Origin of the sequence: Rossellomorea sp. LJF3 (genome assembly GCF_037046045.1) — a bacterium.
Lineage (GTDB): Bacteria > Bacillota > Bacilli > Bacillales > Bacillaceae_B > Rossellomorea.
Map to the genome: position 1 here is coordinate 26143 of NZ_JBANLY010000024.1, position 22077 is coordinate 48219.

The following is a 22077-nucleotide window of genomic DNA, read 5'->3' on the forward strand; positions in this document are numbered from 1 at the left end:
ATTCGGTTATAGCCGGAAGGGGATCCCTTCCGACCTGTTATGCTTTTTCAATTGGAGCAAATTTGGCCAGGAGACGCTTGATTCCCATCGGACTCGGGAAAGCGATATCGAGCTCGACACTGTCGCCTGATCCCTTCACGCTGACAACCGTTCCTGTCCCCCACTTCTTATGCTGGGCCTTATCGCCGACCTGCCACGCAACGGATTCTCCACCCGTCGTGGCTTGGACCGGACGTGCAACAGGCTTTCGGGGAGCAGGGCGTGAAGGTGATTTAGCCGCTGATTTCCCGAAAGGAGTGAAGGCACTCTTCTTCTCTGCCATCACATCATCCAGCAGGTCTGCAGGAATTTCATTGATGAAACGGGAAACCGGGTTCATCTTCGTCTGTCCAAAGAGCGTCCTCATCTGGGCATTGGTCAGGAAGAGCTGCTCTTCCGCACGGGTGATCCCCACGTATGCCAAACGGCGTTCTTCTTCCATTTCATCCTCTTCCATAAGGGAACGGCTGTGAGGGAAGACCCCTTCCTCCATTCCCATGAGGAATACGACAGGGAACTCCAGACCCTTGGCTGCGTGCAGTGTCATCAGGATAACAGAATCCTTCGGCTGATCGTCCTCATCAAGTTTATCGATGTCGGCAACTAATGCAAGGTCCGTTAAAAATGCCACGAGGCTCTTATCGTCGTTGGATTGTTCAAAGCTTTTCGTTACAGACAGGAACTCGTCCAAGTTCTCCAGTCGGGATTGAGACTCTATGGACTTTTCCGCTTTCAGCATATCGGTGTAGCCTGATTTTTCAAGTATCTCTTCTACCAGTTCCGTGACAGACAGATACTCCTGCATACTGGTGTAGCCTTTCACCATTTCCATGAATTCAATCACGGCTTTGGTGATCTTGGGACTGAGTCCGATGAAGTCGGCTTCTGCGAGTGCCCTGAACATGGAAATGTCATGATCCTGTGCGTAGCGGGCAATTTTATCGATCGAAGTGGCCCCTACTCCCCGTTTCGGTACATTGATGACACGCTGAAGGCTGATATCATCATCCGGATTCGAAATGAGCCTGAGGTACGCTAAGATATCCTTGATCTCTTTACGATCGTAGAACTTGATGCCGCCCACGATGGAGTATTCGATATTCGATTTAAGCAGCACTTCCTCCATGACACGGGACTGTGCGTTGGTACGGTACAGGATGGCAAAATCAGAATACTTCTTCTTACCGGTTTCCATCAATTCCTTGATTTTCCCTGTGACGAATTGAGCTTCGGTCTGCTCCGTATCCGCCCTGAAGTAGGAAATCTTTTCACCGTCATGATTTTCCGTCCAGAGGTTCTTCGGTTTTCGATTTGAATTCTTCTGGATGACTTCGTTCGCCGCCTGGAGGATCCGTTTCGTGGAACGATAGTTCTGTTCCAGGAAAATGACGGTCGCCCTCGGATAATCCTTTTCAAACGAAAGGATATTGGCAATGTCCGCGCCGCGCCAGCGATAGATCGACTGATCCGAATCCCCGACGACACACAGATTTTGAAAACGGGAGGCAAGCAGTTTTACAAGCATATACTGCGCCCTGTTCGTATCCTGATACTCATCCACATGGATGTACTGGAATTTACGCTGATAATATTCCAACACTTCCGGCACACGTTGGAATAATTGGATCGTCGTCATGATCAAGTCATCAAAATCAAGGGCCTGATTCTTGCGTAAACGCTTCTGATACTCTGTATACACATCAGAGACCACCTGATCATAATAACCGCCTATCTGCTTCGATAACTCTTCAGGAGTGGTCAGCTCATTTTTTGCAGAGCTGATGGACCCGAGAAGTGAACGGGGATCAAATTTCTTCGGATCGATATTTTTTTCTTTTAAAATCGCTTTGATCACCGACTGCTGATCGGTAGAGTCAAGGATCGTGAAATTACGGTTCATCCCGATGCGGTCAATATCACGTCGCAGGATTCGCACACACATACTGTGAAAGGTTGAGATCCAGATGTTCTCAGAGGCCCCACCAAGGATGTTTTCAATACGATCCCTCATCTCTCTCGCCGCTTTATTCGTAAAGGTAATCGCTAAAATATTGTAAGGATTGACGCCTTTTTCCACCATCAGATACGCAATCCGATGCGTCAATACCCTTGTCTTCCCGGAGCCTGCCCCTGCCATGATCAGTAACGGCCCTTCCGTTGCCTTCACAGCTTCTGCCTGCTCGGGATTCATTCCATTCAACAGTCGATCAGTCAAAAATTGCATAGTCTCACACCACCATAACGAACATACGTTCTATATTTGTATTTCTATTATATAATAATCAGGGAAGGACCACCAGTTCGATCCTTATCCTTTCACTGCTTTTACCGTCTTTAAAGCTTCTTTCAGATTGTCATATACAGCATTTCCAACGACGACAACATCTGAGACAGCAGCCATTTCCTTCGCCTGCTCCCGGGTTTCAATTCCCCCGCCGTAGAATAATGTCGTGTTTTCCAGTGAATCCTTTACCTCTTTTACCGTTTCAACGTCTCCGTATGTACCACTGTACTCCAGATAAAAGATCGGCAGGTTGAACATTCTTTCTGCCATCATGGCATAAGCTGCTGCGTCTTCACTTGAAATGTCTGTGTTCGCTTCCGTTACCTTCGCCGCCTTGCAGTCACGGTTCAATATACAATATCCTTCTACAAGGATTTCGTCCCAATTCATGATTTCTCCATATTCCTTCACGGCCTGGTGATGCAGTCCCGTCACCCAGTTCATGTTCTGACTGTTCATCACCATCGGAATGAAATACAAATCGAAGCCTGGAGTAATCGACTCCAAATTGGAAACCTCCAGAATACAAGGAACCGTATATCGTCTCACTCGTGCCATCAAATCAAGAACCTTTTCAAGGGTTACACCGTCCGTTCCCCCCACGATGATCGCGTCTGTTCCCGATTCACATACTGCTTCTAAATCTTCATCATCTATTCGTTTATTCGGATCTAGTTTAAACACATGGCTCCACTTTTGGACATCATACATACTCTGTTCCTCCATTCATACATCCATCTAACGTATTATATCATTTGTGGGAAACTGTCGCATCACCCCGTCCGCTGTTAAACTTTGTATAAGCAAAAGGAAGAAAACAATCTCTCTTGGACAAAAGAAAGACCGCTCGTCATAGACAGCGGTCCTTCACTTATTTTTCTTCTTGATGTACACGATCCAGTACCAATTGATACGCATCATTTCCGTAGTTCAAGCAGCGTTTCACACGGGAAATCGTTGCCGTACTTGCACCTGTTTCAGTTTCGATCTTATGATACGTCTTCCCGTCCTGAAGCATACGTGCGACTTCAAGGCGCTGGGCAAGTGATTGAATTTCGTTGATCGTGCAAAGGTCATCAAAGAAACGATAACATTCTTCAAGGTCTTGCAGGGAAAGAACAGCGTTGAATAACTGATCCAGCTCCTTGCCTCTTAGCTTATTTATTTGCATTAAAAAGACTCCTTTTTCCTTCTATTCTTGATAGGATACCGAACCCGCGAGCCCCGGAGAGCTTGGGATGACGTTGATCCACGTCGAGCCCTTCCGCAGGCTCACAGGTTTATTCTTTTCATAGGGAAGTATCCGGCCATTCACATTCTTCCATTGTAGCTTCCGGAGCTTCCCTTCCTGTATCAAGTAAGCATTTCCACCGGATTTGAGGTCAATATCCCGTCGTCCCGCGTCATCGACGATCTTATGTGGAGCTTCTACGATGAAAAGATTTTCGATCAGGACGGGATCTTTCGAGTCATAGTCGATGGTCTGCTCCCCATTTGAAAAGCGCTCGTATCGGCCTTCTTTTTCATTAAAATCATACACAGCATTAAACAGGGGATTATGATTGTATGAAATCATCACGGAATTTGCAGCTTCCCCGTTACTCTTCCCTTTATCACTGAAATTCAGTGCATCAGGCGGTCGCTCCATATCAAAGCCGTTCTTTTCCGCTCCCTCTTTGATATGTTCATATGTGATATAGGAATTATGAGGGGCTTTCCGGAAGCTTGCGCGCTTGAATAGCGTCCCGTCATATTGGATTCCGTTAAGGTCGTCGATAAAACCATCGGTCAGCATTTCTTTCGCCTCAGGGCTGTATCCGTGAGCGACATACAGACTGTCATACCCTTTTGCAAGTTCTATATAGTAATCTCTCGCACTTCGGACAGGGCCGATTTCTTTCGGCATCCTGCTCTGGAAAATGGCTAAGAATCGGGTGATATCCCCCTCGGCCAACACTTCATATACAATATCCGCTTCCGACAGTCCCGATTGGGGCCTTGCCTTCGGATGGTTATTCACCATCACGGCGATCGCCCGGTTCATTGATTCTTCCTTTTCAGCCATACCTGTTAAAGGATACTGATTCATTTCTTCTGTTTCTACGCCTGTCTCTTCCTTCACCACTGGAGTTGCGGCTTCTTTATCAGATTCTTTCTTTATCTCTTTATCTGAACTACATGCGACAAGTGCGAACGAGCTTAACGCAATGATCAAAGCTCTTTTCAGCATGTTTTTGACACCCCTATTTACTTTACTATTTTAACGCATTATTGTTGGAAAGAGTACCGTTTTCTTCATTACATCATAGATTCCCTTTTGTGTCATCCTTATATAAGGCAGATGAGTGGACTGAAGGAACAGCAATGTATAAATCGGATCAGAGAAGCGGTAACCCCTCTCTTTTAATAAGTCTTTAAGTGTTTTTTCTTCCTCAATCAGCTCGGGCATTTCCTTCTCTGAAAGCAATCCGCTTAATGGCAGTGGAATCTCGTGCAGGATTTCACCGTTCTCTGCAAGAACGATCCCGCCACCGATTTCTTTCATCCTGTTGAAAGCTGCTATCATATCAGGCTTACTTTTTCCGATCAGGATAATATCCCCTGTATTGGAGTAAGACGATGCAAACCCCATCACACCTCTAGAGAATCCTTTGATCATGGTGCTGATCCTCCACTTGCCATTCCGGTCCAACAACATGAGGAACGATTGGTCATGATTCGAATCAAGCAATTCCTCTGATGGATTGATGGAAATGGAGTAAGGCTTGGTGATGACATCGTTCACCATTTCGATCCCGAACGGCATGGAGAATTGAAGATCATCATACCCCACTTCCCAATCAAGGGATAACGGGGTGAACCCGTTAGGTCCCCAGTTGATTTCGGTGGGATCTTCCATCTGCTCACCGTTTTTACGGACCCAGGTACCTTTGGAAAGTACGGAGACCGGGGTCGGATCATCCATTGCCGGGAGAAAATTAATGTTTGCGACCCGGCCTGTAGCGATCATCCCGTGCAGGTGAGTGATATTGTAATAATTGGCAACGTTGTAACTCGCCATATTATAAGCTTCGATTGGCGGTATGCCCTTATCGATGGCCATTTTGATCATGAAATCCAGGATACCTTGCTCATAAAATCCCGGTGTCGATCCATCTGTGGTAAAAAGAAGGGAATCGTATGAATCGATGCCTTTTTCTTTTAGCCCGTCTAACAGAGCCGGTAAATCCGGTCGGATCGAGGAATGACGAAGGGTGACGGTCAAGCCTTGAATCAGGCGCTTGTATACATCCTCACCCGTCATGGCTTCATGGTCGCCATCAATGCCTAATAGGCGGAGCTTGGCAATCGTCTTGTCTGAAGCCCCCGGAAGATGACCTTCCACGATTTTCCCCATGCGTTTCGTTTCCTGCATCCAGTGAAGGATCAGGTCATCTCCTTCGAGGAGCCGCGGCCATGCGGTCAGTTCCCCGCCTTGCAGCACCGAATCATGTTCGAGCCACGATTTCACTTCCCCATTTGAGAACGTAACCTCTTCATCCACCATCTCGGTTTGGGAGTCAAAACGTGTCCACCAGTACATCGTGACTGGCATTTTGCTGAACTCCCTCAATAAAGTAAACGCTTTCTTTTTTTCTAATTGTAAAAACATCATCAGGTTATCATTGACGAATGTCGTTGTTCCGGTTTGGGATGCATACTTGGAAAAGGATTGGGGATTATAAAGCTGAAACGGGTGTACATGCGGTTCGATATATCCTGGAACGAGGTACTGTGACCCGCAGTCCATCACTTCGCATTGTTCAAGGTTTTCCGGGAGTCGGTCACCAGTATAGACAATCCTGTCCCCGTAAGTCCAAATATGTCCCTGCACCCATTTCTTTAACGTCGAGTGAAGGTATGTTGCATTCTTTAAAAGAAGACTGGGAGACAATTCTCCATTCAGTACTTGTACATGTTCTCTCAGTTGTTTGTTCTTCCATCTGTAGCGCTGTTCCAATGTGAACACTCCTCTAGTGGAATGGTATTAGTTTAAGTTTCAATTTATGTTAACATATTTTACTATTTAACGCATTAAAGGTTTACAACAATTATGTGAATTTTCGATTAAGGAGGAATTTACAAATGAAAGTATCATCAAACATCGGGATCATCAATGCCCTGATCCGCATCACAGTTGGATTTACCATTTTGGCATGGAGTACATCAAAGCTTGCAAGACGTCCATGGAGGGACTCCTATCTTGTCATGGCCGTAATCGGCGCCATGAAAGTCGGAGAAGGAATCCTGCGTTATTGCCCTGTCACTGCCTTGTTTGAAAAAGGTGGAGATGGAGAAGGCAAGAACGGCGGCTTTGGAGGATTTAAAGCAAAGGATATGATGAACTTCAAAGACATGCTGAAATCTGATAAAAAGGATCACACGGACAACGGGCACCAGCACCAACAAACTCATGAACATAACCAAGCCCCGACAAACACAAAAAAAGAATCCAACTTCAACCCCGAAGAACTCACCAACCAGGAAGTCCAGGAAGCATTGACGGGTTCTAAAGGGACGGACCTTCATTCTTAAGGGTCTTAACGGACATGTCGTCCTGTGAAATCCCGTAACAGCGGGGATCCTGTTGATTGGATCCCTTCAAAAAGGCAGAATTGCCGAGGTCCGTCCCTCTTTATAGGACATCCTCTCGGCAATTCTGCTTCTATATTAATTAAAGGAGTTGTTTGTATTGTTCTGGGAATATTTAACCGATATGTCGTATGTTCTGTTTTCGTTGATCGGCGGCATCGTCGCCATTGCATACGTGTATGTTCGTAAATCTAGGAAGAGACGTGTTCGATAGCTTTCCGGCCGATATCTCTTCTATAGAACAAGCCTTTGCACTCTGCTTTAGCTAATTCTTTATAAACGGCTTTTTGCGCTTTTTCTACAGTGGGAGCAGAGGAAGCGACAAGTAACACTCTTCCGCCATTAGAAACAAGGGTATGATGGTCATTGAATTCGGTTCCTGCATGATAAACGAGTGTTTGATCATCCATGGACTTTTCAAGATCAGGCAGTGGGATCCCTTTCTCATAGGCACCCGGATACCCTTCTGCTGCAAGCACCACCCCAACGACCGCATCATCTGACCATTCCAAATCGACCGGCTTTCCTTCGATGATGTTCTTCACCACGAGACCGAAATCAGAAGTCAGGCGCGGCAGTACTACCTGCGTTTCAGGATCTCCAAATCGTGCGTTGAATTCAATCACTTTCGGGCCCTCACTTGTCAACATAAGCCCGGCATATAAAATCCCCGTAAATGAACGACCCTCTTTCCCCATCGCTTGAGCAGTCGGGTGGAGGACCGTGGAAATCGCTTCTTGCACAACCTCTTCCGAAATATGCGGAACCGGGGAATACGCACCCATACCGCCCGTATTCGGACCTTGATCCCCATCATAGGCGCGCTTATGATCCTGTGCGATTACCATCGGATATACCGACTCACCACTTACAAAAGCCATAAGGGAAAACTCTTCTCCAAACAAGCATTCTTCCACCACCACTTTCGATGAGGCATCCCCGAACTTTTCATCCAGAAGCATTTCTTCCAATGCACGGATAGCCTCTTCCTCTGTTTCCGCAACGACAACACCCTTACCTGCCGCAAGTCCATCAGCCTTCACCACGATCGGGGCACCGGCTTCCTTCACATATTCGATCGCTTTCTCCACGCTTGTGAACACTTCATACGCTGCCGTTGGGATATTGTACTTTTTCATTAATTCTTTCGAGAACGATTTGCTTCCTTCGATGATGGCCGCTTCTTTCGTCGGTCCGAATATGCGGAGGCCTTCTTCCTGGAAGCGGTTGACGATTCCATGGAGCAACGGATTTTCAGGGCCAACAAACGTATACGCTATGTCCTCTTTCTTGGCAAAATCAATCAGTTCACTCACGTCGGATTCAGTATACGGGAGATTTGTTGCGACGCTTGCGATCCCCGCGTTTCCGGGTGCACAGAACACTGCTGACACACTTGCACTTTCCGCAAACTTCCTGCATATGGCATGCTCGCGGCCGCCACGTCCGATCACTAATACTTTCATCTTGAAAAAAGCCCCCTTTTTTAAGAAAACCCCTCCTGCGATAGTGTAAATGAGGAGAGGTTCGTATGTGGAATAACTGTAGATCTGCTTTATGGCCGGGCTGTGGCGGGGAAACATGAGGTCCGTCCCTCACTTTACTCCCCCTGAACCATCTGCACGCCATGCAGAACCCTTTACCTATAAGGTTTGTACTGTCTCTCCCATTGGGAGGACAATAAAATCATGAGGTCCGTCCCTCACATTAATGTTTGAAGTGGCGGATGCCGGTCATGACCATGGTGATGCCGTATTGGTCTGCTTTTTTGATGGATTCTTCGTCACGGATGGAGCCTCCGGGTTGAATGATGGCTGTGATGCCCGCTTTGGCTGCGGCTTCTACGGTGTCGTCCATAGGAAAGAATGCATCTGACGCCATGGCGGCTCCTTTGGCTTTCACGCCCGCTTGTTCGAGTGCGATGTTTGCAGCGCCTACGCGGTTCATCTGGCCTGCACCGACCCCGACTGTCATGTGGGCATCTGTCACAACAATTGCGTTCGACTTCACATGCTTCACGACTTTCCAGCCGAGCTTCATGGCGTCCCATTCGGCTTCGGTCGGTTCACGTTTTGTCACGACTCGGAGGTCTGCGTCATCAAGGGTGAACGTATCATCCGCTTGAACAAGCAATCCACCTTCGACTGTCGTTAGCTTACGCTCGATTTTGTTTGTGGTTTCAAAAGGAACCGTCAATAAACGGATGTTCTTCTTACCTGAAAGGATTTCGAACGCTTCATCACTGAAAGCCGGGGCGATGACGATTTCCAGGAAGATTTCATGAAGCTGCTTCGCTGTCTCTTCATCTACGATACGATTCAGTGCGACAATCCCACCGAAGATGGATGTAGAATCCGCTTCATACGCCTTGCTGAACGCTTCGTGGATGGTCGATCCAACGCCGACACCACACGGATTCATATGCTTCACAGCAACAGCCGCCGGTTCCATGAATTCTTTTACGATCTGAAGGGCCGCATTTGCATCATTGATATTATTGTAGGAAAGCTCTTTCCCATGAAGCTGCCTTGCCATGGCCACTGAAAATTCAGAGCCTAGCGGCGCACGGTAAAATGAAGCTTGTTGATGAGGGTTTTCCCCGTAACGGAGCGTCTGCTTTAATTCATACGTTCTTGTAAAGCGCTCAGGATTCTCTTCACCTGAGATGTCGGTCATGTATTCAGCGATGAACGAATCGTAAGCTGCCGTATGGCGGAATACCTTGGCAGCCAACTTGCGACGTTTTTCAAGTGAAGGTTCACCGTGGAGCTTTAATTCTGCAATGATTTCATCATAGTCCAACGCATCGACTACGACCGTGACATACTGATGATTTTTTGCAGCCGCACGCAGCATCGTCGGTCCACCGATATCTATGTTCTCAATCGCTTCTTCTACACCGACATTCGGCTTTGAGATGGTTTGTTGGAATGGATAAAGATTGACACATACGAGGTCGATCCCTTCGATCCCTTGTTCCTGAAGCTGTTTTCGATGACTTTCCTCACCACGTTTTGCAAGTAATCCACCGTGGATATTCGGGTGAAGGGTCTTTACTCGTCCTTCAAGGATTTCCGGAAACCCCGTCACTTCTTCAACTCCCATGACGTCTACGTCATTTTCTAAAAGGAGCTTCTTCGTGCCGCCGGTCGATATGATTTCATACCCCAGTGTTTTTAATTCCTTCGCAAATTCGATGACTCCGCTTTTATCTGAAACACTGATCAATGCTCTCTTTTTCAATGTCTGATCCTCCTCCGCCTGCTGTAATGCTGATATTATTTCATAATTATTAAACCCAAGGTCCGTCCCTCATCACTTTACCACACTACCAAGATAAAGCAACCGTTCTTCCCCGCTTTAGTGACCGGTGGTGAGGAAGAGGTGGTTGAGGGTGGTTGGGTAGAGGTGGTGTTCGACGTGCTGGATTTTGTCCTGGAGTAACTGCCTGGTTTCACCTGTTGTGAGACGGACGATTTCCTGTGCGATGATTTCGCCTGTATCCATTCCTGCATCTACGAAATGAATCGTGACGCCGGTGACTTTCACTCCGGCTTCGATGGCTTGTCCGATGGCGTCCTTCCCTGGAAATGAAGGAAGGAGTGACGGATGGATATTGACGATCCTTCCACCGAAGCTTTCGAGGAGCGTCGGACCAATCAATCTCATATACCCTGCCAGTACAATAAAATCAACACCCAAATAAGCCAGCTCATTCAGGATTTCCTGTTCAAATGCCTGCTTGTTCTCATAGTCCTTTGCCCGAAAGACGAAGGTTGGGATTCCTGCAGTTTGGGCGCGGTGGATGACAAACGCTCCCGGCTGATCACATACAAGAAGCCTGATATTCGCTTTCAGGGTCCCACTTTGTACAGCGTCTACCAAGCTTTGAAAATTACTTCCGCTTCCTGATGCAAAAATGGCAATCTGTCTCATGACTCGCCCCCGTTATTGACATGCTCATCCTTCACTTAACGAACGAAGCGCACCCCGGTTCCTTTCGTCACACGTCCAATGATAAAGGCGTCTTCACCCTGTTCGTTAAAAAATTGAAGAATGTCTTCCGCTTCATTTTCTTCTACTGCTAACACAAATCCGATCCCCATATTGAAAATGTTGTACATTTCACTGCGTGGAATGTTCCCATAGTGCTCAAGGGCAGGAAAAATGCTTGGAATATCCCAGCTGCCTTCTGTGATCTCTGCTTGCAAACCATCAGGCAGCATCCGTGGAATATTCTCAATGAAACCTCCGCCTGTGATATGGGACATCCCCTTGATGGAGAATTGTTTAAGTGCCTTCAGTACCGGTTTCACGTAAATCCTGGTTGGTGTAAGCAATGCTTCCTTTAGTGTGGTCCCGATTTCAGGTAATGATTCTTCCAAAGAAAACGACTGATCTTCAAAGAATACTTTCCGCACTAAAGAGTACCCATTACTGTGTATACCACTGGATCCCAGTCCGACTAACACATTTCCTTCAGAAATTTTCTCGCCCGTGATGATCTCTTTTTTTTCACAGGCACCTACAGCAAAGCCGGCGATATCATATTCATCATCTGAATACATGCCCGGCATCTCGGCGGTCTCTCCACCGATCAGCGCACAGCCTGCTGTTTCACATCCGTCCGCAATACCCTTTACAATACCTTCTATCTTCTCCGGGAGAGCTTTCCCGGTCGCTATATAATCTAAGAAATACAGTGGTTCCGCTCCTTGAACGACAATGTCATTCACACACATGGCCACACAATCGATTCCGATCGTATCGTGTTTGTCTGCCATGAAGGCAAGCTTCAGCTTCGTTCCGACCCCATCCGTGCCTGATACAAGTACAGGCTCTTTTAAATTCAAGGAAGATAAATCGAACATCCCGCCAAAACTCCCCAATTGACCGAGAACCCCTTCACGGGCCGTTCGTTTCACATGCTTTTTGATCCGGTCGACGGATTCATATCCCGCTTCGATATCTACTCCTGCCTGACGATACGCATTTGCCATCATGATCCCCCCTATTTCACTAACTCTTTTTCATGTGGATGAAGTGTATCCGGGTAGATTTCCGTTGGATACTTCCCTGTAAAGCAAGCCATGCATTGACCGCGGTTCTCGGATGAATCATCCCGTCCGATCGCTTTGATCACACCTTCCGGGCTCAAGAATGTCAGAGAGTCCGCTCCGATGATCTGGCGCATTTCCTCCACTGAATTGGAGGACGCAATCAATTCTTCATGAGTCGAGGTATCGATGCCGTAGAAGCAAGGATTCTTGATCGGGGGTGAGCTGATGCACACATGGACTTCCTTCGCTCCCGCTTCCTTCAGCATGGTGACGATCCGTTTCGACGTCGTTCCCCGTACGATGGAATCGTCCACCATGACGACACGCTTGCCTTCAACCACCCCTCTTACAGGTGAAAGCTTCATCTTTACACCCTGCTCACGAAGGGATTGAGACGGCTGAATGAACGTACGCCCAACGTAACGATTCTTGATCAGCCCCATTTCATAAGGGATCCCTGATTCTTCTGCATAACCGATCGCACTTGAAATGCTGGAATCCGGTACCCCTGTTACAACATCCGCTTCAATCGGAGCCTCTTTGGCGAGTTCCATCCCCATCCGTTTTCTCGCGGAATGGACGTTGATTCCCTGTATATTGCTGTCCGGTCTTGAGAAGTATACGTATTCCATCGTACACATCGCATTCCCGCCAGAAAAACTAAACCGTTCTGAGGTCAATCCCTCATCATTGATGATCACAAGCTCCCCCGGCTCGATGTCCCGCACGAATTCAGCCCCAACGATATCGAAGGCACATGTTTCCGACGCCACACAGTAAGCATCCCCAAGCTTACCGAGGGATAATGGGCGAAGACCGTGTGGATCCAGGGCCACCATCATCTCTGTTTCTGTCATCACTGTAAACGCATAAGCACCCTTCAACATGGTCAGTGCGTTTTTCACACGGTCTTTCAGGTTGCGGTACCCGCTTCTCTTGATTAAATGTGCCAGCACTTCTGTATCCGAGCTTGTTTGAAAAATACTCCCCTGTCCTTCAAGCTGATGCTTCAAGGCGTTCGCATTGACGAGATTCCCATTATGGGCAAGAGCAAGGCTGCCATTCTGCGAGTTGAAAAGGAGAGGCTGAACATTTTCATAGCCTCCGCCCCCGGCAGTCGCATAGCGCACATGACCGATGGCCGAATCCCCTTCAAGCTTCTCGATGGTGCCCTCCTGGAACACTTCCGTTACAAGTCCTTCCCCTTTTAAACACCGTAACGTATCCCCATCAGAAACGACGACCCCCGTTCCCTCTTGTCCCCTATGCTGCAGACTATGAAGTCCGTAATACGTAATCTGTGCGGCATTGGGATGTCCCCAGATGCCAAACACACCACATTCTTCGTTTAAACCTTTGATTTCAGCAGGCATGGGATCGCTCCTTTCCAAGCTGACTCCAATTCTTCTACAGATGCCTGTAGCATGACGTCTCCATTTCCTGATGACACCTTGATGGCTCCGTTATCTGATACGTGTCCAACCACTTTCGCATCTGGAACAAGTTTTTCAAACTCTTCTTTGTTTTCAGGTTTGACTGAAACGATGAAACGGGACTGTGTTTCACTGAACAGATCCGCCACATTGCTCCCGCCAGAAAGCTGGACGCTTGCTCCCAGTCCCTTCGTTCCAAACGTGGATTCTGCAAGGGCAACGGCGAAACCACCTTCCGCAATATCATGTGCTGATGACACAAGCCCTTTTTGGATCGCCTCCAGCAGCTGCATTTGACGGCGAAGCTCGGTTTTTAAGTCGATCGTCGGTGCCTGACCGAAGATTTTCCCTTCTGTCAGCTTTTGCAGCTCGCTTCCACCGAACTCTTCACGTGTTTCACCTATTAAATAAATGGAATCCCCGGCTTCCTTGAAGCTTTGAGTCGTGATATGGTCAACATCTTCAATGAGACCTACCATCCCTACTACAGGTGTTGGATATACCGCCGTTCCCATTGATTCGTTATATAAGGAAACATTCCCGCCGATGACCGGAGTCGATAGCTCACGGCACGCTTCACTCATCCCGTCAACGGACTTCTCGATCTGCCAGAAGATTTCCGGTTTCTCAGGGTTACCGAAGTTCAGGCAGTCCGTAATCGCCAGTGGAATCGCTCCTGAACAAACGATATTACGTGCCGCTTCTGCTACCGCGATCTTTCCTCCAACCTCTGGATCCAGGTAAAGGTAACGGGAATTACAATCCGTTGTCATGGCAAGTGCTTTTCTCGTACCGCGTACACGTACAACGGCTGCATCAGAACCCGGGCTTACAACCGTGCTCGTTCTCACCTGGTGATCGTATTGGTCATATACCCATTCTTTACTTGCGATCGTCGGCTGCTTCAACAACGCTTTAAGCGTTTCTTTATAATCTTCAACCTTTGGAGCAGGTGTTTTCAATTCCTGAAACTCTTTATAATAAGCCGCTTCCTGAGAAGGCTTGTGATAAACAGGTGCCTCTTCGGCAAGGGCGTCAACCGGGACGTCTGCCACAACCTCACCCTTGTGAAGAAGGCGAAGGCGTTTATCGTCTGTTACTTTTCCTATGGATACCGCTTCTAAGTCATATTTTGAAAAAAGGTCGACGATCTCTTGCTCGCGGCCTTTTTCTACGACGATCAGCATGCGCTCCTGTGATTCCGACAGCATCATTTCATATGCCGTCATGCCTCTTTCACGCTGCGGTACAAGATCCAGATCCATTTCGATCCCGGATCCCGCTTTACTTGCCATTTCAGCAGATGAGCTTGTAAGACCGGCCGCTCCCATATCCTGAATGCCGACAAGGGCATCGTTCTGAACAAGTTCCAGACACGCTTCAAGGAGTAATTTTTCCATGAATGGATCACCCACTTGAACCGCCGGACGCTTCTCTTCCGATCCTTCATTTAACTCCTCAGATGCGAAAGTGGCTCCGTGAATGCCGTCACGACCTGTTTTCGCCCCAACGTACATGACGGTATTCCCGATACCATGTGCCTGACCTTTCTTAATATCCTTATGGTCGATCAATCCTACACACATGGCGTTGACAAGAGGGTTTCCTTCATACGAAGCGTCGAACTGAACTTCCCCTCCGACCGTTGGGATCCCGATACAGTTACCGTATCCTGCGATTCCGGCTACCACTTCTTTAAATAGATACTGAACACGAGGAGAATCCAACTCTCCAAAGCGTAAAGAGTTGAGGAGTGCGACAGGTCTTGCCCCCATCGAGAATACGTCTCGTATAATACCCCCGACACCCGTTGCCGCTCCTTGATAAGGCTCGATGGCCGATGGATGATTGTGACTCTCGATTTTGAACACCACTGCTTGATCATCGCCAATATCAACAATTCCAGCCCCTTCTCCAGGTCCTTGAAGAACCCGTTCACCTGTCGTTGGGAACTTCATCAGTACAGGCTTCGAATTTTTATAGCTGCAATGCTCTGACCACATAACAGAGAAAAGACCGGTCTCTGTGTAGTTCGGTGTTCTTCCGAGGATGTTTTCCACCATTGAAAATTCTTCGTCTGTTAAACCCATCTCACGATAAAGCTGTTCTTCTTTCACTTGTGTTGAAGTTGGTTCAAGCATTAACGACATGTTTTTCCCTCCAGTGTTTCACAATCGATTGAAATAGTTTCTTCCCGTCTTCACTACCTAGTAAAGTGTCCATGGCACGCTCAGGGTGAGGCATCATCCCGAGGACATTTCCTGCTATATTTGTGATCCCGGCAATATTCTTTACACTGCCGTTCGGATTTTCACCGGTATAGGTGAACACAATTTGATTGTTTTCACGTAAAGTGTTCATCGTCTCTTCATCACAGAAGTAATTTCCTTCACCATGTGCAATCGGAATTTGAATCACATCATTTTTCTCATATCCATTCGTGAACATCGTTTCATTATTTTCAACGGTTAACGGCACGGTTTTACAAATGAATTTCAAGCTGTCATTCCGGCGCATAGCCCCTGGTAGTAGTCCTGTTTCGAGTAGAACCTGAAATCCGTTGCACACACCAAGGACCGGCTTACCTTGTTCCGCCGCTTTCACTACCTCTTTCATGACGTTCGAGAAGCGGGCAATCGCTCCTGAACGAAGGTAATCCCCATAAGAGAATCCACCTGGTAATAGAATCGCATCATAGTTTTCCAGATTATCAGCATCGTGCCAAACGTAATCTACTTCTTCACCGATCTCGTCCTTGATTGCATGGTACATATCGATGTCACAGTTAGAGCCCGGGAATACAATTACTGCAAACTTCATTGAGCGACACTCTCCTCGATTTCATATCGGTAATCCTCGATCACGGGGTTTGCAAGCAGTCGATGGCACATTTCTTCAACCGTCGCTTCCACGTCTTCAACAGATGATGGAAGAGTCAACTCCATATACTTCCCGACGCGTACATCTTCAACACTTTTGAATTCCATTGAATGCAGCGCCTGTTTCACAACACTTCCTTGAGGATCTAATACACTTTCTCTTAATGTGATATAAACCTTTACTTTGTACATAGTTTGTTTCCTCCTAAGCGTTCTAAAATGATTGAGTATACTTCTGTTAAACTTCCAATATCTCTTCTGAAAACATCCTTATCAAGCTTCTGATTCGTTTCTGCGTCCCACAGTCGGCATGTGTCGGGTGAGATTTCGTCCCCTAATAAAATCGCTCCGTTACGGTCTTTCCCAAACTCCAGTTTAAAATCGACAAGGGTGACTCCCGCTTCTTTGAAAATCCCCTGAAGGACCTCATTCACATTTAGTGCCATTTCTCTGATTCCAGCCCGTTCTTCCCTGGTCGCGATCTGCAGGAAATCAATGTGATCATCCGTTATGAGCGGGTCCCCAAGATCATCGTCCTTATAGTAAAATTCGATGATCGGCTTTTGAAGGGGTGTTCCTTCTTCTTTTCCAAGCCGTTTTGACAAGCTTCCTGCAATCACGTTCCTGATCACGACCTCAAGTGGAATGATGTTCACACGTTTGACCAGCTGCTCATCTTCTGAAATCTGTTTAATAAAATGACTCTGTATCCCTTTTTCAGCAAGCTTTGAAAATAGCAAGCTCGAAATCTTATTATTTAAAACCCCTTTGCCATTAATGTCCGCTTTCTTCTCCCCATTGAAAGCAGTGGCAGAATTCTTATACTGAATCCAGACAACGTCTTCATCGTTCGTTTTGAAAATCTGCTTAGCTTTGCCTTCATATAAAAGCGTTCCTTTTTCCATATGAAATCCCCCTAATACCTGAATATTGCCAATCTTCAGTCTATATTTTCATAAAAAAAGGGAGGGATTCTGCTAAAAACCCCTGCCTTATTCTTTTGTCAGAAGGACTTATACCAAGCCGCAACGTTCAAAGATTGTATCCACATGTTTTAAGTGATAGTTGTAATCGAAGCAGTCATCAATGTCAGAAGGTGTTAGCTTGGACGTGATGGTCGCATCCTCTTCAATGAGGGAACGGAAAGCCACTTGCTTTTCCCATGCCTCCATCGCTTTCGGCTGAACCGTATCATATGCTTCCTCACGGGTCATCCCTTTGTCGATAAGAGCGAGAAGAACACGTTGAGAGTAGATCAAACCTAGTGTACGATCCATATTGCGCTGCATATTCTCCGGGAAGACCGTCAAGTTCTTGATGATGTTTCCGAAACGATTCAGCATATAATTAAGGGCAATCGTCGCATCCGGCAGAATTACACGCTCTGCTGATGAGTGAGAGATATCACGCTCATGCCATAGGGGCACGTTCTCATACGCTGTCAGCATGTAACCTCTGATCACACGGGCCATTCCCGTCATGTTCTCAGAACCGATCGGATTACGCTTGTGCGGCATCGCTGACGATCCTTTTTGACCCTTCGCGAAGAACTCTTCCACTTCACGGGTTTCACTCTTCTGCAATCCGCGGACCTCAACAGAAAACTTCTCGATGGACGTTGCAATCAGGGCAAGTGTCCCCATGTAATGAGCGTGGCGATCACGCTGAAGTGTTTGTGTGGAAACCGGTGCAGGCTTGATGCCAAGCTTTTCACACACGTAAGACTCTACGAAAGGATCGATATTCGCATACGTTCCCACCGCTCCTGAAATCTTTCCGAATTCCACTCCATCAGCAGCTGCTTTGAAACGTTCCACGTTACGCTTCATCTCTTCATACCAAAGGGCAAGCTTCAGACCGAACGTAGTCGGCTCAGCGTGAACACCGTGCGTACGTCCCATCATGACCGTATGCTTATGCTCGATCGCCTTGTTCTTTAAAATTTCTACGAAGCGTTCCAAGTCCTTTAAAATAATCTCGTTCGCCTGCTTCAGTTGATACGAAAGGGCCGTATCCACAACGTCCGTAGAAGTCAGTCCGTAATGAACCCATTTTCTTTCTTCTCCAAGGGTCTCAGATACTGCTCTTGTGAAAGCTACAACGTCGTGACGTGTTTCTTCTTCGATTTCCTTGATGCGGTCCACATTGAATCCGGCATTCTCACGGATCTTCGCAACATCCTCTTTCGGAATGTCCCCGATCTCAGCCCATGCTTCACAAGCAAGGATTTCTACTTCAAGCCATGCTTGAAAACGATTTTCCTCTGTCCAAATTGCTCCCATTTCAGGGCGTGTATAACGTTCTATCATACCAGTCGTCCTCCGATCTTTTCTTGCACCTTCCAAATCCCGGCTTCAGTTATGTTCGACAATGTCTCTTCTATATCATTCGTCAATAGCGTGACATGCCCCATTTTCCGCTTCGGCTTCGGTACATCCTTGCCGTATAGATGGATAAACCAGTCCGGGTGTTTTGGAACAGCCTTCATAATAGGCTCGATATGCTCTCCTAATAGATTAACCATCACAGCGTTCTTTAATAAGGTCGGTTGGACAAGCGGCCAATTACATACCGCTTTGACGTGCTGGGCGAATTGTGAGAAGTCACATGCTTCAATCGAGTAATGGCCGGAGTTATGCGGCCTTGGAGCCAGTTCGTTGATGTAAATACCCCCGTCTGCCGTCAGGAACATTTCTATCGCAAGAGTCCCGACAAGATCTAGTGTCTCACTGATTCTCTTTGCCATCTCAATCGCTTTAGCTGCTGTTTCTTCACTCACCCTGGCCGGCGCAATCGTTTCATGTAAAATATTATCCACATGAATATTTTCCACTACCGGGAAGTTTGTTTGCTGTCCATCGGGATTACGTGTCACGATCACGGATAACTCTTTTTCAAAAGGAATCCATTTCTCGAGCACACACGGACCGTTCTCCAATAAAGCAGCGGCTTCATCTATCTCGCCTGCTTCCCGGATCACATACTGTCCTTTCCCGTCATAACCGCCCCTTGTCGTTTTTAAAACCACTGGATAGCCAAGCTTTTCTATATTATCATAGATGTCCTTCTGTTGTTTAATCACAGCATACGGAGCGACTTTCACCCCTGCAAACGTAAGGGCTTCCTTTTCCATAATCCGGTCCTGAGTGATGCGGATCAATTCAGCCCCTTGTGGTAAATAAGCACGCTCTGACAACCATTTCAGCGCTTCATAATCGATATTTTCAAATTCATATGTAATCACATCGGACTCTTCAGCCAGTCTGTATAGAGCATCATACTGGTCAAATCCTGCCGTGATCACAAAATCCGCCACCTGTGCACATGGCGAGTGCGGCGAAGGGTCCAATACAGCCACCCGAAAGCCTCTTGCTTTCGCATCCAGTGCCATCATCCGGCCAAGCTGTCCTCCGCCGATGATCCCGATCGTCTGTCCTGGTAAAATCGTCTTCTTATTCAAGGTCATCACTACTTTCCATCACTTTTTCCCGTAGTGCACTTCTTCTATTTTCCAACGTTTCCGCCAACTCTGCATTTTCAATCGAAAGGATCTGTGCGGCTAGGAGTCCGGCATTGGTAGCTCCAGCCTTCCCGATCGCCACCGTCGCAACCGGAACACCACCGGGCATCTGAACGATCGACAACAGTGAATCCATTCCGTTCAGTGCCTTAGACTGAACCGGTACACCGATCACAGGCAATGTGGTCTTCGCAGCCACCATTCCCGGCAGGTGAGCAGCCCCGCCTGCACCTGCAATAATGACTTTCACTCCACGGTCCCTGGCACCTTCCGCAAATTCAAACATATAATCAGGCGTCCTGTGAGCCGATACAACACGTTTCTCAAATGGAATCTCAAGCTCCTCCAATACCTCACACGCATGCTTCATTGTTTCCCAGTCCGATGTACTTCCCATGATCACTGAAATCATAATGGTGACAGGCACCTCCCGTAGTGTATTCCCTCTTCACAAAAAATACCCAGATCAATTGTTCTCTACATTTGAGAGAAAGCAATTGATCTGGGTATTTTAAAGAGAATGGTCCCGTTTTATCCGATAGGGCCCACAAACGCACTCGTATCCAGACAGCTACTTTCCCTCATAGTCCGACCATTTACGGTAGTCAGGTAGAGACTCATGGGCCATATTCCCATTATTATATGAGGGCATTCGGTTTATTTGTCTCCATCATAACGTGATATGAAGACCATGTCAATGAATAATCGAACGATACTAAAAGTCTGAAAATTAATGTTCGGATTTGAAGCGTTTACTACTCTATCTTCTTTCCTTCAAATACAATTGTCTGTCTAATAGGGACATACTCCGTTTTATTTCCTTCTTTCTGTTCTTCAAAAACAGGCTTTTCCATCCGTCTTACCGGCATATAACCCATTTCCTTCATACGATCCAGGCAGTCTGCAATCGTTTCGTTTTCCTGCACTTCAAATAATAATTTCTTTTTACTCATTCTTTTAATTTTCCTTTACGTATATTTCGCACCGTCTTCACCCAGAACCCTCCGTGAATCGCTTTCGGTTCATAAGCAATGATGAATGCTTTCGGATCTAGCTCCTTAATTGTATCATACAGCTTCATCTCATACTTTCTCGGAGTCAGGATCTGCAGGGCCATCCGGTTCCCCTCAAGACCATTCGCCTCCCAGTTCGTCACCCCATATCCACGTGAACGAAGCTCATTCGGGAGTGCCTTATCATACTCCTTCGTAATCACATTCACCGTGATATACCCTAGAGCAAGCTTCTCCTCGATCTTCATCCCGACAATCACACCAAGACCATACCCGACCGCATACGCAATCAAGTTCTGAATCTCATTCAGATTGTCCAATACAAGCCCAAGGCCCACCACGTAAATTACTACTTCAAATGTACTTACAAATGCAGCTATATATCGATAACCCTTTAACGTCAAAATCATCCTGATCGTAAAGAAAGATACGTATACAACATTGATAATTAAGATGATCGCTACCATCACAAAGCTATTGTCTAACACCAAGATGCTCCTCTCTCCACTACTACCTGTAGTATGCTCAAATTAAGTTTCTATTTTACTAGAAAAAAATCATAATATGAACCACTTCATGAAAAATTCATGCGATTACTCTATGACAATTTCTAGAAAATCCGAGGTCTTATTACGTGTGTTTCCTGTTTTGGGTGGATTGAAACATGGGTTGGATGGTTTGTAGGGATGGGAGGATTTGTGGTTATGGTTGTGAAATACTGAACAATAAATGACTTGAATACTATGGTGGCTTAATTGGTAGATTCCTCTTCAAGTATTGATAGAGGACGTTATTTTTTCATTAATATGTAGCTGGCTTGTTAATATTCTTGATTGAATTATGAGATTTATATGAAAACCTGTTATTTTCATTGAATTAAAGAAGTAAGCAAAAATAATTGCGTCGTTTTGGAGGGTGATTGCGTCATTCTAGAAATAATTGCGTCATTTTTTTATTTATTGCGTCGTTTTTAATTTTTTTGCGTAATTTACCAATTACTTCCTATTCCTTTAGACGCTGGCTTTAACTAGAGTTGAACCCCGGCCTCTTCATCTTCTTCCTACAAAAATCAAAAACAAAAAAGAGCAACCCTTAGAGCTACTCTTTTCACATTTGCCTGGCGACGTCCTACTCTCACAGGGGGAGATCCCCCAACTACCATCGGCGCTGAAGAGCTTAACTTCCGTGTTCGGCATGGGAACGGGTGTGACCTCTTC

21 protein-coding genes, 1 rRNA gene and 1 riboswitch are annotated in these 22077 nt (G+C 46.6%); of the genes, 2 read left to right on the forward strand and 20 right to left on the reverse strand.

What is annotated here, in order from left to right:
* Positions 1-37 precede the first annotated feature (37 nt).
* From pcrA to V8G47_RS17880, 5 genes are all read right to left on the reverse strand, one after another.
* Positions 38-2263 carry a DNA helicase PcrA gene (gene pcrA, locus V8G47_RS17860; protein ID WP_336201268.1) on the reverse strand — a complete coding sequence of 742 codons (2226 nt, stop codon included), beginning with the start codon at positions 2261-2263 and terminating at the stop codon, positions 38-40.
* 84 nt (positions 2264-2347) lie between these two features.
* Positions 2348-3034: a heptaprenylglyceryl phosphate synthase gene (locus V8G47_RS17865; protein ID WP_336201269.1), complete on the reverse strand. Its 687-nt coding sequence runs from the start codon at positions 3032-3034 to the stop codon at positions 2348-2350.
* Between the two features lie 160 nt (positions 3035-3194).
* A complete protein-coding gene (locus tag V8G47_RS17870) occupies positions 3195-3494 on the reverse strand; it encodes a YerC/YecD family TrpR-related protein (RefSeq protein WP_034760840.1) in 300 nt (99 codons plus the stop codon).
* A 21-nt stretch (positions 3495-3515) separates the two neighbouring features.
* Complete coding sequence (locus tag V8G47_RS17875; protein ID WP_336201270.1) at positions 3516-4553, reverse strand: DUF3048 domain-containing protein; 1038 nt, start codon at positions 4551-4553, stop codon at positions 3516-3518.
* 30 nt (positions 4554-4583) lie between these two features.
* On the reverse strand, positions 4584-6323 hold the full coding sequence (locus tag V8G47_RS17880) for an adenine deaminase C-terminal domain-containing protein (protein WP_336201271.1): 1740 nt from the start codon (positions 6321-6323) through the stop codon (positions 4584-4586).
* Positions 6324-6448: 125 nt separating this feature from the next.
* On the opposite strand from V8G47_RS17880, the gene V8G47_RS17885 reads away from it, so the two are divergent.
* Positions 6449-6898: a YgaP family membrane protein gene (locus tag V8G47_RS17885; protein WP_336201273.1), complete on the forward strand. Its 450-nt coding sequence runs from the start codon at positions 6449-6451 to the stop codon at positions 6896-6898.
* 181 nt (positions 6899-7079) lie between these two features.
* Positions 7080-7169 (forward strand): EYxxD motif small membrane protein, encoded by a 90-nt coding sequence (locus tag V8G47_RS17890; protein WP_330994755.1) that lies wholly within the window; start codon positions 7080-7082, stop codon positions 7167-7169.
* Here the strand turns inward: V8G47_RS17890 and purD are convergent.
* The 15 genes from purD to rrf all read right to left on the reverse strand — a co-directional run.
* Positions 7147-8421 carry a phosphoribosylamine--glycine ligase gene (purD, locus tag V8G47_RS17895; RefSeq protein WP_336201274.1) on the reverse strand — a complete coding sequence of 425 codons (1275 nt, stop codon included), beginning with the start codon at positions 8419-8421 and terminating at the stop codon, positions 7147-7149. The two genes, V8G47_RS17890 and purD, sit on opposite strands and share 23 nt — an antisense overlap.
* A gap of 241 nt (positions 8422-8662) precedes the next feature.
* Positions 8663-10198: a bifunctional phosphoribosylaminoimidazolecarboxamide formyltransferase/IMP cyclohydrolase gene (purH, locus tag V8G47_RS17900; RefSeq protein ID WP_336201275.1), complete on the reverse strand. Its 1536-nt coding sequence runs from the start codon at positions 10196-10198 to the stop codon at positions 8663-8665.
* Between the two features lie 117 nt (positions 10199-10315).
* On the reverse strand, positions 10316-10891 hold the full coding sequence (gene purN, locus V8G47_RS17905) for a phosphoribosylglycinamide formyltransferase (protein WP_336201276.1): 576 nt from the start codon (positions 10889-10891) through the stop codon (positions 10316-10318).
* A gap of 35 nt (positions 10892-10926) precedes the next feature.
* A complete protein-coding gene (purM, locus tag V8G47_RS17910) occupies positions 10927-11955 on the reverse strand; it encodes a phosphoribosylformylglycinamidine cyclo-ligase (RefSeq protein ID WP_336201277.1) in 1029 nt (342 codons plus the stop codon).
* Positions 11956-11966: 11 nt separating this feature from the next.
* The gene (gene purF, locus V8G47_RS17915) at positions 11967-13388 is read right to left on the reverse strand and encodes an amidophosphoribosyltransferase (protein WP_336201278.1); all 1422 of its coding nucleotides are present in this window, start codon (positions 13386-13388) and stop codon (positions 11967-11969) included.
* Positions 13364-15598, reverse strand: a complete 2235-nt coding sequence (gene purL, locus V8G47_RS17920; RefSeq protein WP_336201279.1) for a phosphoribosylformylglycinamidine synthase subunit PurL — start codon at positions 15596-15598, stop codon at positions 13364-13366. Before purL ends, purF begins: the two co-directional genes overlap by 25 nt.
* Positions 15582-16268: a phosphoribosylformylglycinamidine synthase subunit PurQ gene (gene purQ, locus V8G47_RS17925; RefSeq protein ID WP_336201280.1), complete on the reverse strand. Its 687-nt coding sequence runs from the start codon at positions 16266-16268 to the stop codon at positions 15582-15584. The genes purL and purQ overlap by 17 nt, the downstream gene beginning before the upstream one ends.
* On the reverse strand, positions 16265-16519 hold the full coding sequence (purS, locus tag V8G47_RS17930; protein ID WP_336201282.1) for a phosphoribosylformylglycinamidine synthase subunit PurS: 255 nt from the start codon (positions 16517-16519) through the stop codon (positions 16265-16267). Before purS ends, purQ begins: the two co-directional genes overlap by 4 nt.
* Positions 16507-17232, reverse strand: coding sequence for a phosphoribosylaminoimidazolesuccinocarboxamide synthase (purC, locus tag V8G47_RS17935; RefSeq protein ID WP_336201283.1), 726 nt, complete (start codon positions 17230-17232; stop codon positions 16507-16509). The genes purS and purC overlap by 13 nt, the downstream gene beginning before the upstream one ends.
* Before the next feature lie 108 nt (positions 17233-17340).
* Entirely contained in the window at positions 17341-18636 is a 1296-nt protein-coding gene (purB, locus tag V8G47_RS17940; protein WP_336201284.1) for an adenylosuccinate lyase, read from the reverse strand.
* Positions 18633-19793 carry a 5-(carboxyamino)imidazole ribonucleotide synthase gene (gene purK, locus V8G47_RS17945; protein WP_336201285.1) on the reverse strand — a complete coding sequence of 387 codons (1161 nt, stop codon included), beginning with the start codon at positions 19791-19793 and terminating at the stop codon, positions 18633-18635. Before purK ends, purB begins: the two co-directional genes overlap by 4 nt.
* Positions 19780-20259, reverse strand: a complete 480-nt coding sequence (gene purE, locus V8G47_RS17950; RefSeq protein WP_159361074.1) for a 5-(carboxyamino)imidazole ribonucleotide mutase — start codon at positions 20257-20259, stop codon at positions 19780-19782. Before purE ends, purK begins: the two co-directional genes overlap by 14 nt.
* Positions 20260-20411: 152 nt before the next feature.
* Positions 20412-20513, reverse strand: a riboswitch (purine riboswitch).
* Positions 20514-20602: 89 nt separating this feature from the next.
* Positions 20603-20800, reverse strand: a complete 198-nt coding sequence (locus V8G47_RS17955; RefSeq protein ID WP_159361073.1) for an NETI motif-containing protein — start codon at positions 20798-20800, stop codon at positions 20603-20605.
* Positions 20797-21348 carry a DUF2179 domain-containing protein gene (locus V8G47_RS17960; RefSeq protein ID WP_159361072.1) on the reverse strand — a complete coding sequence of 184 codons (552 nt, stop codon included), beginning with the start codon at positions 21346-21348 and terminating at the stop codon, positions 20797-20799. The genes V8G47_RS17955 and V8G47_RS17960 overlap by 4 nt, the downstream gene beginning before the upstream one ends.
* Before the next feature lie 627 nt (positions 21349-21975).
* A 5S ribosomal RNA gene (rrf, locus tag V8G47_RS17965) occupies positions 21976-22077 on the reverse strand; the annotation flags it as partial.